Source organism: Phaeobacter sp. JH20_37 (assembly GCF_048056015.1).
GTDB classification, from domain to species: domain Bacteria; phylum Pseudomonadota; class Alphaproteobacteria; order Rhodobacterales; family Rhodobacteraceae; genus Phaeobacter; species Phaeobacter bryozoorum.
In genome coordinates this window covers 529,142-541,951 of record NZ_JAYMWW010000013.1, presented here as the reverse complement: position 1 = coordinate 541,951, position 12,810 = coordinate 529,142, and the positions used below count along the sequence as shown (strand labels likewise).

Here is a 12,810-nt window from a genome sequence, read left to right as displayed (position 1 = left end):
GGGCAGTCAGGCGGGCAGTCAGGTAGTGCAGTCAGGCGGCGCGGCGAAAACCGGTGATCAGCTGGCGCAGCCCAACAGCGGCCCCGGCAAAGATCGACAGAAAGGTCACCGGGGCAGAAATCGACAACAGCGAAAAGGCGCTCAGCCCCTGGCCGACCGTGCAGCCCATTGCAAGGACCGCGCCGCCCCCCATGATCGCGGCCCCGATGATCTGGCGGCGCAACTCGCGCGGGTCGTCGCAGGCCTCCCAGCGGAAATGCCCCTTGATCAGCGAACCGATAAAGGCACCGAGCCAGACGCCGCTGACCGAGCCGACGGCAAAGCTGATCGGCCGCAGGCTGCCGGTCATTGTCCACATGATGGTTTCGCCAAGCGGCGCGGAGAAGGAATGCGAGACCAGAGGTATCGCGTCAAACCCCGTCCGCGCGATATGGCTGCTGCCTGCCCAGCCGCTGATGATGGCAAACGCCACCAGCGCAGCCCAGCCAATAGCGGCCGGAGACTCGCGCACCTCACGCCCGAGGATGGATATCAGCAGGATCGCACCGCCGATGGCAAGGCCGATAGCGCTGACCGACGCTCCAAGATAGTTGGCCAGATGATGGGCGATGCCGGCGGGCAGATCATCGGTGATGCTCTGTTGCCGGAAAAACAGGTTGCGCAGCGGGGCGAGAGGGCCTGTCAGCACGACAAAGGTCGATACGCCCATCACCAGCACGATGACAAAGCTGCGCAGATCGCCGCCGCCGAGCCGGGCTATGGCACCATAGCCGCACATCCCGCTCAGGGCCATGCCATAGCCAAATAACAGGCCGCCGCCGATAGAGGCCAGCGGCATCCAGCGAATGGCAAGATATTGCGACTGCGCCGGATCCAGCCAGCCTAGAGCCATGAGGCCAAAACTTCCCAGGATTGCCATGCCGATTGCCATGCCCCACATCCGCAGACGCAGGGACGAGCCGCCATAGAGCAGATCCTCGATGGCGCCCAGCGTGCAGAACCGCCCCAGCCGCGCCGCCAATCCCAGCAGGACCCCGCCAAACACCCCCAGCAGGGCGGTCAGCTGCGTATCGCTCAGGAGGTCGGACAGGGGGGTGGGCATCTTGTGCGGGTTCCGCCGGTGAAAGAGCTGCGGGGCTGGCGGCTGAAGGGTCCGCTGCCAGTGTGGCCGGGCCGACCGGTCGTCGATCAGTCCTCCTTGCAGAACAGCTCGTAGACCACTTCCAGGATCCGGCGCGGACGATCATCTGCCAGCCGGTAATAGATCGCCTTGCCCTCACGGCGTGGAATGACCAGACCTTCCAGACGCAGGCGTGACAGCTGTTGGGAAACCGCCGCCTGACGTGCGGAGAGCAGCTCTTCCAGCTCGGTCACCGATTTTTCACCCGAGACCAGATGGCAAAGGATCATCAGGCGTCCCTCGTGGCTGATCGCCTTCAGAAAATTCGAGGCGCGGGTGGCATTGTCCACCATCGTATCGAGATCTTCGGGGGCCATATCGGCGGAAAACTGTGGCAGGGCCATATCGGTGTTCTCTCCTGGTTCAACCATTGGTGGCCATCGGGGCGGGCTGCTGGTCGGGGGCTTGTCCAGCGTCTGGTTGCTCGGCAGCGGGCGGCACAAAGCCTGCGTGCGCCTGCAGCAGACCGGAAATCAGCGGCCAGAAAAAATCCTCTCCCGGATAGCCTTCCAGTCTCGCCATCTCATGGCCGCCCTCAACGATCAAGAAGGTTGGCGTGAATGTGACCCGCCGTGACAGCGTCAGATCTTTCGGCATGTCGCGCAAATCTGCCCGGCGCAGCGGGGCAAAGGTGCCTTCGGCGGTCTTTGGATAGATCGGCGCAATCTCCGCGTCCCAGCGTTCGCACCAGGCGCAGCCCGGCTGCTCGACCATCACCAGCTCTGCGGCATCGCTGGCCGATGCGATCAGCGGCAATGCCGCCATGACAGCGACCTTTGCCAGCGCCGAGGCAGCGGCGCGGCAGCTGCGATAGGGCAGGGAGGTCAGCGAAGAAAAGGCCATGATGCGATTTGTCTCGATGATCTGTGTGGGGGCCGTGAAGTACGATGTCTGAGCCACGGCCGGTGATTGACGGGTCGGCATGAAGGGTGTCTATATGTACTACGTAATTTGAATATGTGAATAGTACAAGTTTCTACCGGGGTGACCGGCGGCCCGCGCATCTTGTTGGAGCTGTGCCTGATTTGGGCAATCGCGGCTTGCACACGGAGATCGACCGCCAGCAGCCGACAGAAGATACTTCTCGGCGCGACGTGGATCGGCAACTGTGGTCTTGTCTGGTTCGAACGCAGAAGATGGCAAGGGGCCTTGATACATGCTGGAAATCTCTTTGTTCGGAGCGCTTGTTGCGGGGCTATTGTCATTCTTCACGCCCTGCGTGCTGCCCATGGTGCCGTTTTACCTCTCCTATATGGGAGGGCTTTCCATCGCGGAGCTGCGCAGCGACGGCGAGATCGCTTTGGGCGCGCGGCGGCGCCTTGTGCTGGCGTCGATCTGCTTTGCCGCAGGGGTGACCACTGTCTTCGTGCTGATGGGAATGGGAGCCACCGCACTGGGGCAGGTGTTTGGCCAATATATGGATGTGCTGGCCTATGGCGCTGCGGTATTGCTGCTGGTCTTTGGGCTGCATTTTCTGGGGGTCCTGCGGATTCCACTGCTTTTTCGCGAGGCTCGGATCGAAAGCACCGCGCCGCCCGCGACCTTGGCTGGCGCCTATTTGATGGGATTGGCCTTTGGCTTTGGCTGGACACCCTGCGTGGGGCCGGCCCTGGCCTCGATCCTGATGATTGCCTCTGGCCTTGGCGATATCTGGCGCGGCGGGCTGCTGTTGCTGGTCTACGGCGCGGCGATGACCGCGCCCTTTGTGGTGGCGGCGCTGTTTGTCGGGCCTTTTCTTAGGTTTGTGGCCCGCCACCGGTCTGCCTTTGCCTGGGTGGAAAAGGGGGTGGGCGTAATGCTCATCATCTTTGCGGTTCTGATCGCCACGGGCAGCGTGCGTTATATTGCCGAGGCTATGATCCGGTGGTTCCCGGGTTTTGCAAGTATCGGCTGAGCGGCCCAGAATGGCGGCCGTATTGGGAGGGTAAGAGATGAAACGACTAATGATCGGACTGTTGTGGCTGCTTTGTGTCGGCTCTGCGGGCGCGGTGGAGCTCGGCGATGATGGCCTGCACAAGACCCCCTGGATGCGCGAGACCTTCAAGGATCTGCGCGAGGATCTGGACGAGGCCAATGCCGAGGGCAAGCGGCTGGTGCTGTTCTTTGAACAAAGGGGCTGTGTCTATTGTACCAAGATGCACGAGGAGGTGTTCCCGACACCCGAGGTCGGGTCCTACATTGGCGACAATTTCTTTGTGGTGCAGCTCAATCTATATGGCGATGTCGAAGTGACGGATTTTGACGGTGAAACCCTGTCGGAGAAGGACATGGCCCGAAAATGGGGCGTTCTGTTTACCCCGACAATGATGTTCCTGCCGCAGGAGGTGCCCGAGATTCCGGCGCCGCAGGCCGCGGTGGCGATCATGCCCGGTGCTTTTGGGGTCGGCACTACGCTCGATATGTTCACATGGGTGAACGAAGAGCGCTATTTGCTTGATAACGGAGAAGATTTTCAACGTTACCATGCCCGCCGCATCCAGGAACGGAACAACGGCTCCACCGATTGATACCGGTGGTTTGATCGTCTTTGCAGCAAAGATGGCCTTGCCTGCGTGCCGTCGGGCAGACGAGGCCGGATAGGTTGAACGGTCGAAACGACATAATGAAATTCAAATTACTGAATTTGATGTTGCGTTAGCCGGGTGAGGTCGCCTAGGGTAAACGCCAGCGAAGCACGCCAAAGCGCGTGGGAGCCAATGGGAGGAAACATGAAGCAAATATCTCTGACACTGGCAGCCTGTCTGGCCGGGACAGTTGCGTTTGCCGCTGAGATCGCGCCGAAAGAGGTCGCCTATGACGACGACGGCGCTGTTGCCGTATCGCTCAGCGGAGCTGCCGGGGATGCCGCCAGCGGCGCATTGCTGGTTGGCGACAAATCCAAGGGCAATTGCGTGGCCTGCCATCAGGTGTCCGCGCTGTCGGATGTGCCGTTTCACGGTGAAATCGGCCCTGCGCTGGATGGTGCCGGCAGCCGCTGGAGCGAGGCGGAGCTGCGCGGTCTGGTGGCCAATGCCAAGATGACATTCGACGGCACGATGATGCCCGCCTTTTACAAGGTCGATGGCTTCATCCGGCCGGGCGATGCCTACACGGGCGAGGCGGGGACCGAGCCGCTGCCGCCGATCCTGACCGCCCAGGAAATCGAAGATGTGGTCGCATTTCTTGCGACCCTGAAAGAAGACTGACGCAAAGGACCGGGATCTTTTGCGCCATCAACGTCAAAGGAGACATACGATGGAGTTCTCACGTCGCGACACACTTGGCCTTGGCCTTGGGGCCGCTGCCCTGACCATGCTGCCCCTGCGTGTCGTTGCTGCAGCCGAGGATCGGATTGCAGAGTTCACGGGTGGCGCTGATATGGCTGACACCGGCCTGACACTGACCGCGCCCGAAATCGCCGAAAACGGCAATACCGTACCGATCGAGGTCGATGCGCCCGGTGCTTCCGCCATCATGATCCTGGCGACGGGCAACCCGACCCCGGGCGTCGCGACCTTTACCTTTGGTCCGTTGGCTGCCAGCCAGTCAGCCGCCACACGGATTCGCCTCGCAGGCACGCAAGACATTGTGGCAGTTGCCAAAATGGCCGACGGCAGCTTTGCCAAGGCAAGCGCGACCGTCAAGGTGACCATCGGCGGCTGCGGCGGCTAAGCGCGACCTGTCCGTCAGGTTCGCCCCATAGATATCAGGAGTTAACGACATGGCATCCGGTGTAAAACCCCGCGTCAAAGTCCCGAAGAAAGCAGCCGCAGGCGAAGCGGTGACCATCAAGACGCTGATCAGCCACAACATGGAAAGCGGTCAGCGCAAGGACAAGGAAGGCAACGTCATTCCGCGGTCGATCATCAATCGCTTTACCTGCGAGTTTAACGGTCAGTCCGTTGTTGATGTGGCCATGGAACCCGCCATTTCCACCAACCCTTACTTCCAGTTCGACGCCACCGTCCCCGAGGCGGGTGAATTCGTCTTCACCTGGTACGACGATGACGGTTCTGTCTACACGGAACAAAAACCGATCGCGATCGGCTGATCCCTTCCGGATCCATAGGCAAACGCCCTGTCCGGAACGCCGGGCGGGACGACCACCCAAGGGAGGAAACAAGATGAATAATAAGGCAATCACCGCAATTGCCATGGCGCTGGCCTTGCCCGTTACCGCCTTTGCCGAGGCGGATGATGATACGCTGGTCGTCAATGACGAGATCGAAATGGTCACCAAGACCGCCGCACCCGCGCATGTTGCTGATGTGCTGGACGAGGTGATGTCAGGCTGGCATTTCCGCTCGGATGAGACGCAGGCGCTGCAGATGGATGATTTTGACAACCCTGCAATGGTCTTTGTCGATCAGGCAATGGATACATGGTCCAAGGTTGAAGGCACCGCGGAGAAATCCTGCGCCTCCTGCCACGACGATGTCGAAGAGAGCATGGTCGGCGTCCGCGCGGTTTACCCCAAGTGGAACGAGGATGCAGGCGAGATGCGTACCCTCGTCATGCAGATCAACGACTGCCGCGAGAACCAGATGGGCGCGGAGAAGTGGAAATACACCAGCGGCAAGATGGCGGCCATGGAAGCGCTGATTTCGGTGCAATCGCGCGGGATGCCGGTCAACGTGGCCATTGACGGCCCGGCCCAGTCCACCTGGGAACAGGGCAAGGAGCTCTACTACACCCGCACCGGTCAGCTGGAACTCTCCTGTGCCAATTGCCATGAAGACAACTATGGCAACATGATCCGCGCCGACCATCTGAGCCAGGGCCAGATCAATGGCTTCCCGGTCTACCGCTTGAAGAACACTAAGCTGAACACGGCCCATGCGCGGTTCAAAGGCTGCGTGCGTGACACCCGCGCCGAGACTTACAAACCGGGTTCGGCTGAGTTTGTGGCGCTGGAGCTCTATGTCGCATCGCGTGGCAACGGCCTCTCGGTCGAGGCACCGTCTGTCCGCAACTGATCCGCGTGGCCCCGTGTCAGAGATGATGCGGGGCGCGTTTCCCTCAATATCATTCAAACATGCGAATATATCGTGTGTCTCAGTAGGAAGATGAACCCATGATCTCGCGGCGTGATTTCTTGCAGGTCTCCATGGCAGCGTCAGCGCTTGTCGGGGCCTCAGGTTTTGGCAGCTGGGCCAGACTGGCAGCGCAGCAGAAGCTGACACAGGATCAGCTCCTGCAGTTTGACACCTATGGCAACATCAGCCTGATCCATGTCACGGACATTCACGCTCAGCTGAAGCCGATCTATTTTCGTGAGCCCTCGGTCAATCTTGGGGTTGGTGACAATAAGGGCCATGTTCCGCATATCACCGGCGCGGATTTCCGCAAGGCCTATGGGATCGCCGATGGCAGCCCCTCAGCTTATGCATTGACCTACAATGATTTTGCGTCGCTTGCGCAGGGCTATGGCCGGGTCGGGGGGCTGGATCGTGTTGCAACAATCATCAATGCCATCCGCGCTGACCGGCCCGATGCGCTGTTGCTGGATGGCGGCGACACCTGGCATGGCTCCTATACCTGTCATCACACCGAAGGCCAGGACATGGTCAATGTGATGAACGCGTTGAAGCCGGATGCGATGACCTTCCACTGGGAGTTCACGCTGGGATCGGACCGGGTGAATGAGGTCGTCGAGGGACTGCCCTTTGCCGCACTTGGCCAGAATATCTTTGACGCGGAATGGGATGAACCGGCTGAGCTGTTCAAACCTTACAAATTTTTCGAAAGCGGCGGGGCCAAGGTAGCCGTGATCGGTCAGGCCTTCCCCTATATGCCGATTGCAAACCCCGGCTGGATGTTCCCGGAATACTCCTTTGGGATCCGCGATGAACATATGCAGGAGGTGGTCGACGAGGTACGCGCCGCTGGTGCGGATGTTGTTGTGGTGCTGTCGCACAACGGTTTTGACGTTGATAAGAAAATGGCCGGTGTGGTCAGTGGCATCGACGTGATCCTGTCCGGTCACACCCATGATGCGCTGCCGGAACCGGTTCTTGTTGGTCAGACCCACATTGTTGCGTCTGGGTCCAATGGTAAATTTGTCTCCCGCGTGGATCTGGATGTGCGTGACAGCCAGCTGATGGGGCTGCGGCACAAGCTGATCCCGGTGTTTTCCGACGTCATTGCGCCGGATCCGGTGATCAGCCAGCTGATCAACGACCAGCGCGCGCCCTATGAGGCAGAGCTGGCCGAGGTGATCGGCCAGACTGATGAGTTGCTCTATCGGCGCGGCAATTTCAACGGCACTTGGGACGATCTCATCTGTGACGCGCTGCTGACCGAGCGTGAAGCCGATATCGCCCTGTCGCCCGGCGTGCGTTGGGGGCCGTCCTTGCTGCCCGGCGATGACATCACCCGCGAGGATATCTGGAATGTCACGTCGATGAGCTACGGTGCAGCCTATCGCAATGAAATGACAGGCGAATTCCTGAAGGTGGTGATGGAGGACGTGGCCGACAACATTTTCAATCCCGACCCTTATTACCAGCAGGGCGGCGACATGGTGCGCGTCGGTGGCATGGGCTACCATATCGACATCACCAAGCCGCAGGGCGAACGGATCAGCAATATGACACTGCTGAAGACCGGCGAGGCGATTGACCCGGCCAAGACCTATATCGTTGCCGGCTGGGCCAGCGTGAATGAAGGGACCGAGGGCCCGCAGATCTGGGATGTGGTCGAAAGCCACATTCGCAAGATGGGCACCGTTACCCTTTCCCCGAACAATTCCGTGCAGGTGTCGGGCGCCTAAGCCCGGCATCCGCCAAAAATTTTTGCGCTGATGAATTCACGAAAGTGAATTTTTCGATGTAAGGAGGCAATCAGAGATGACTGATAAACCGAAGCAAACCAGCCGGTCGCGCCGCCAGTTTCTGGCCGGTGCTGCGGCGGTTGGGGCAGGGGCAGTGGCGAGCCGTTCTGCTGGCGCCGCGACACCCGACCCGCTGATCACAGAGGTGCAGGACTGGGCATCCGGTCTTGGCGACGGCGTGGATACCACCCCCTACGGCCTGCCGATCAAATACGAAAGCGACGTGGTCCGGCGCAATGTGGAGTGGCTGACGGCGGACACCATCAGCTCGATCAACTTCACGCCGATCCACGCGCTGGACGGAACCATCACCCCGCAAGGCTGCGCCTTTGAACGTCATCACTCCGGCGCGATTGAGCTGCGCAAGGATGACTACCGGCTGATGATCAACGGCCTGGTCGACACGCCTTTGGTGTTTACCTATGCGGATCTGGAACGCTTCCCGCGCGAAAATCGCGTCTATTTCTGCGAATGTGCTGCGAATTCCGGCATGGAGTGGGCCGGTGCGCAACTCAATGGCGCGCAGTTCACCCATGGCATGATCCACAACATGGAATATTCCGGTGTCCCGCTGCGCACCCTGCTTGAGGAAGCGGGCGTAAACCCCGCAGGCAAATGGGTTTATGTCGAGGGGGCGGATGCGTCCTCGAACGGGCGCTCGATCCCGCTGGAAAAGGCGATGGACGACGTGCTGGTCGCCTTCAAGGCCAACGGTGAGGCGCTGCGCAAGGAGCACGGCTATCCGGTGCGCCTCGTGGTGCCCGGCTGGGAAGGCAATATGTGGGTCAAATGGCTGCGCCGGATCGAGGTCATGGCAGGTCCGGTCGAGAGCCGCGAGGAAACCTCGAAATACACCGACACGCTGGCCAATGGCATCAGCCGCAAGTGGACCTGGGAGATGGACGCAAAATCCGTTGTGACCAGCCCAAGCCCTCAGGCACCGATTACCCATGGCGCCGGGCCGCTGGTGGTCACTGGCCTGGCCTGGTCCGGGCGCGGCGCAATCACTGGCGTGGATGTGTCCCTGGATGGCGGCAAGACCTGGACCGAGGCGCGGCTGGCGGCACCGGGAACGGACAAGGCGCTGACCCGGTTCTATCTGGATATCAACTGGGACGGGTCCGAGATGCTGCTGCAAAGCCGGGCCCGCGACGCGTCGGGCTATGTGCAGCCAACCAAGGCGCAGCTGCGTGAGGTGCGGGGGCTGAATTCGATTTATCACAACAACGCCATCCAGACCTGGTGGGTCAAGGCAAACGGGGAGGCGGAAAATGTCGAGGTTTCTTGAAGTGGTGATGAAGCCCACCGAGGGGAGGCGGAGCTTGCTTGCAGCGGCTGTCTTGTCCACGATGGTCGCGACGCCAGCCGCAGCGGAAAAATTCGGCCTCGGTCGCCCGGCCTTGCCGGAGGAAATCGCGGCTTGGGATCTCGATGTCTCTCCCGATGGCACCGGGCTGCCCGAAGGCTCGGGCGATGTCTTCACCGGCGAGGAGGTCTTTGCCGAAAAATGCGCGGTCTGCCACGGCGATTTCGCCGAGGGTGTGGGCAATTGGCCCAAGCTCGCGGGCGGGCAGGGCACGCTCGACCATGACGATCCGCTGAAAACTGTCGGCAGCTACTGGCCGTATCTCTCGACCACGTGGGATTACGTGAACCGTTCCATGCCCTTTGGCGACGCACAATCTCTGACCCCGGATGAGGTCTATGCGATTGTCGCCTATATCCTCTATTCCAACGACCTGGTCGATGATGAGTTTGTGCTGTCGGACGAAACCTTTGCCGGGGTGCAGCTGCCCAATGCGGATGGCTTCATTCTGGATGACCGGCTGGAAGCGGAAAAACACTTCTGGACCGCTTCGCCCTGCATGGAGAGCTGCAAGGACAGCGTCGAGATTACCATGCGCGCCATGGTGCTGGATGTGACGCCGGACGAAACCGATGCCGCTGAGACACAAGCGGACACCGCAGCCGAACCGACCGTTGCCGCCGCAGCGGCAGACACCGCGTCCGTTAAAGAGGCCGTCGCCCCAGAGGCTACCCCAGACATCGGCCCAGACCCTGAGCTGGTCGCAAAGGGCGAGAAGACCTTTCGCAAATGCAAATCCTGCCACCAGATCGGCGCGGGCGCGAAATCGAAAACCGGTCCCATCCTGAACGGAATCATCGGCGCACCAGCCGCCCATGTTGATGGGTTTCGCTATTCCAAGGCGCTGCTAGCGGCGGCAGAGAATGGGCTGGTCTGGGATGAGGCCGCGCTTGCGGCCTTTCTCGCAAATCCGAAGAAATACATGAAAGGGACCAAGATGTCCTTTGCGGGATTGAAGAAAGACGCCGATATCGAAGCGGTGATCGCTTATCTGAAGGCCGCAACCGCCGACTGACCCCGCCAGAACTCCTCAATGCAGGCGTCAGGCGATGCCTGCCTCCCACCACCTCCGCTATGGCTATCGCGGGGGTGGTTTGCGTTCCGCCAGAGTTGTGTCGTTCCGCCGCTGTCTGAACACTTGTTTTGCACAACGTCTTCAGATACTCACGCCGGTTCTTTCTCAGCGACAGGTGCCAGACATGACCACTCCCAACACCCTTGGAATCGACTTTGGCACCTCCAACTCGGCAGCCGGTGTTGCGGTCAACGGACGACCCTGGCTGGTGGAGATCGAGCCGGGGGAAACCACGCTGCCAACGGCCGTGTTCTTTGATCCTGATCGTCGCAAGATGATTATCGGGCGGCCAGCCACCCGCGCGTTGATCAATGGGGACGAAGGCCGCTTCATGCGTGCCTTGAAAAGCCTTCTCGGCACGCCGCTGATGTATGAAAAGCGTCGTCTGAACGGTGAGCTGGTCGATTTTGTCACTATCGTGGCCCGTTTTCTGGCCGAGCTGAAGACCCGGGCAGAGGCGGCAACCGGCCAGTCGTTCAGCCATGCGCTGTCAGGCCGTCCGGTGCTGTTTCACAGCAAGGATGCAGCCCGCGATGCCCAGGCCGAAGTGGACCTGCGCGCCTGCTATCTGGCCGCAGGGTTTGAGGAGGTCCGTTTCATGCTGGAACCCGAAGCGGCCCTGCGCTCGGCACAGCCCAAGCCCGGCATCGGCCTGATCGTTGATATCGGCGGCGGCACCTCGGACTTTACAGCCTTTGAGCAGTCACGGGATGGGACCGCGCGTATTCTGGCCTCGCATGGCGTGCGTCTTGGCGGGACCGATTTCGACCGGCAGCTGAGCATTGATCACGTGATGCCGCTGTTGGGGCGCGGCAGTGCCATTCGCAACAGTTTTGGCGGCGGAAGCCTGCCTGCACCCAACCGGCTGTTCAACAATCTGGCGACCTGGCAGATGATCCCTTTCCTCTATGCTGCCGACAGTCGCCGCGCCGCGCAGGATCTGGCGCGCAATGCCGAAGAACCTGAAAAACTGGCACGGCTTGTCTCCGTGTTGGAAGATGAGCTGGGGCACGATCTGGCCTTTGCCGTTGAGCGGGGCAAAATCGCGGTCAATCACCCAGATCGCCGCCGCGCGGTGATTGATCTGAAGGTTCTGGAACCGGGGCTGTCGGTGCCCCTGGACACGCAGACGCTTGAGCAGAGCCTGGCGAGCGATATCGACGAGATCACCGCCTGTGCCCGCGAGACCCTTCGTCGGGCGGATCTGCGCGGTGATCAGGTCACGCGGGTGGTTCTGGTCGGGGGTTCGGCCCTGCTTGCGGCGGTGCAGACGCAGATGCAGCAGCTCTGTCCGCGCGCTGAGCTATATTCAGAGAACGCGATGACAGCTGTCGCCGATGGTCTGGCGCAGGCTGCGGGCAGCGCGTTTGCCTGAGGCGGCTAACTGACGCCGGACATAGGCTTGCGCCGGGGTGATCTGATGGCTGGTCTCGACGCAGATTTCAGCTAGACTGAAGGTTCAGCCCATAAGCTTCGGATTCAGGTTTTTTAAGATGTTCCAGTTGTTTCGCCCCTTCACCTCAGATGCCGCCCCCACTCATCGTCGAGCGCCGCTGCTGCTCAGCCGTCGGCTGTCAGCCATCGCAGCCGCCGCGATACTGGCCTCTGGCCTTCCCCTTGCCGCGATGGCGGCATCCTGCGGCAATACCTCTGCCGGGTTTGAGACCTGGAAACGCGATTTCGCCCAGGAGGCGCAACGCGCCGGTGTCCGCCAGGCCGGGCTGAACGCGCTGGCCAATACCAGCTACGCCAGCCGCACCATCGCCGCAGATCGCAACCAGAAGAGCTTTCGCTATTCTCTTGAGAAATTCATGCAGATCCGCGGCGCCAATACGATCATCGCCCAAGGCCGCAAGCGCAAGGCACGCAATGCGGAGTTCTTTGCCGCCTTGGAACGCAAGTTCGGGGTTCCGGCCGGGATCCTGATTGCGATTCACGGTATGGAAACTGCGTTTGGCAATTACATGGGTGACAGTCAGGTGGTCTCGGCCATCGTGACGCTGACATACGACTGCCGCCGCTCCGATTTCTTCAAACCCCATGCCATTGGTGCGCTGAAACTGGTAGATCAGGGCGCCATTACCGGCGCGACCAAAGGCGCCAAACACGGCGAACTGGGGCACACCCAGTTCCTGCCGGGGAATGCGCTCAACTACGGTGTGGACTGGGATGGCAACGGGCGGGTGGATTTCTACAACATGGGGGATGCGCTGGCCTCAACCGCCCATTTCCTGCGCAAGAAAGGCTGGAAACCTGGGCGTGGCTACCAACAGGGGGAGCCGAATTACCGCGTGCTGAAGGAATGGAATGCGGCAACCGTCTACCAGCAGTCGCTGGCCATCATGGGGCGCAAGATCGACGGCTGAGGACACCGCCTG

14 protein-coding genes are annotated in these 12,810 nt (G+C 60.8%); 11 read left to right on the top strand and 3 right to left on the bottom strand.

What is annotated here, in order from left to right:
- Positions 1–31: 31 nt before the first annotated feature.
- The 3 genes from VWZ87_RS07440 to VWZ87_RS07430 all read right to left on the bottom strand — a co-directional run bounded on the left by VWZ87_RS07440 (position 32) and on the right by VWZ87_RS07430 (position 2,023).
- A complete protein-coding gene (locus VWZ87_RS07440) occupies positions 32–1,102 on the bottom strand; it encodes a YeeE/YedE family protein (RefSeq protein WP_340545299.1) in 1,071 nt (356 codons plus the stop codon).
- A gap of 86 nt (positions 1,103–1,188) precedes the next feature.
- Positions 1,189–1,524: an ArsR/SmtB family transcription factor gene (locus VWZ87_RS07435; RefSeq protein ID WP_340546305.1), complete on the bottom strand. Its 336-nt coding sequence runs from the start codon at positions 1,522–1,524 to the stop codon at positions 1,189–1,191.
- A 19-nt stretch (positions 1,525–1,543) separates the two neighbouring features.
- Entirely contained in the window at positions 1,544–2,023 is a 480-nt protein-coding gene (locus VWZ87_RS07430) for a hypothetical protein (RefSeq protein ID WP_416536308.1), read from the bottom strand.
- Between the two features lie 313 nt (positions 2,024–2,336).
- Here VWZ87_RS07430 and VWZ87_RS07425 point away from each other — a divergent pair, with 313 nt between their 5' ends.
- From VWZ87_RS07425 to VWZ87_RS07375, 11 genes are all read left to right on the top strand, one after another.
- A complete protein-coding gene (locus VWZ87_RS07425) occupies positions 2,337–3,074 on the top strand; it encodes a cytochrome c biogenesis CcdA family protein (protein ID WP_416536196.1) in 738 nt (245 codons plus the stop codon).
- Between the two features lie 37 nt (positions 3,075–3,111).
- The gene (locus tag VWZ87_RS07420; protein WP_340545301.1) at positions 3,112–3,687 is read left to right on the top strand and encodes a thioredoxin family protein; all 576 of its coding nucleotides are present in this window, start codon (positions 3,112–3,114) and stop codon (positions 3,685–3,687) included.
- A gap of 201 nt (positions 3,688–3,888) precedes the next feature.
- On the top strand, positions 3,889–4,365 hold the full coding sequence (gene soxX, locus VWZ87_RS07415) for a sulfur oxidation c-type cytochrome SoxX (RefSeq protein ID WP_340545302.1): 477 nt from the start codon (positions 3,889–3,891) through the stop codon (positions 4,363–4,365).
- Between the two features lie 49 nt (positions 4,366–4,414).
- A complete protein-coding gene (gene soxY, locus VWZ87_RS07410; RefSeq protein WP_340545303.1) occupies positions 4,415–4,831 on the top strand; it encodes a thiosulfate oxidation carrier protein SoxY in 417 nt (138 codons plus the stop codon).
- A 49-nt stretch (positions 4,832–4,880) separates the two neighbouring features.
- Positions 4,881–5,210 (top strand): thiosulfate oxidation carrier complex protein SoxZ, encoded by a 330-nt coding sequence (gene soxZ / locus VWZ87_RS07405; protein ID WP_340545304.1) that lies wholly within the window; start codon positions 4,881–4,883, stop codon positions 5,208–5,210.
- Positions 5,211–5,283: 73 nt separating this feature from the next.
- Entirely contained in the window at positions 5,284–6,135 is an 852-nt protein-coding gene (soxA, locus tag VWZ87_RS07400; protein ID WP_416536194.1) for a sulfur oxidation c-type cytochrome SoxA, read from the top strand.
- Between the two features lie 98 nt (positions 6,136–6,233).
- Positions 6,234–7,931, top strand: coding sequence for a thiosulfohydrolase SoxB (gene soxB, locus VWZ87_RS07395; RefSeq protein WP_416536192.1), 1,698 nt, complete (start codon positions 6,234–6,236; stop codon positions 7,929–7,931).
- A 76-nt stretch (positions 7,932–8,007) separates the two neighbouring features.
- The gene (gene soxC / locus VWZ87_RS07390; protein WP_416536190.1) at positions 8,008–9,279 is read left to right on the top strand and encodes a sulfite dehydrogenase; all 1,272 of its coding nucleotides are present in this window, start codon (positions 8,008–8,010) and stop codon (positions 9,277–9,279) included.
- A 61-nt stretch (positions 9,280–9,340) separates the two neighbouring features.
- Entirely contained in the window at positions 9,341–10,372 is a 1,032-nt protein-coding gene (locus tag VWZ87_RS07385) for a c-type cytochrome (RefSeq protein WP_416536307.1), read from the top strand.
- Positions 10,373–10,556: 184 nt separating this feature from the next.
- Complete coding sequence (locus tag VWZ87_RS07380) at positions 10,557–11,807, top strand: Hsp70 family protein (RefSeq protein ID WP_416536188.1); 1,251 nt, start codon at positions 10,557–10,559, stop codon at positions 11,805–11,807.
- A 181-nt stretch (positions 11,808–11,988) separates the two neighbouring features.
- On the top strand, positions 11,989–12,798 hold the full coding sequence (locus tag VWZ87_RS07375; protein ID WP_416536306.1) for a lytic murein transglycosylase: 810 nt from the start codon (positions 11,989–11,991) through the stop codon (positions 12,796–12,798).
- Positions 12,799–12,810 lie beyond the last annotated feature (12 nt).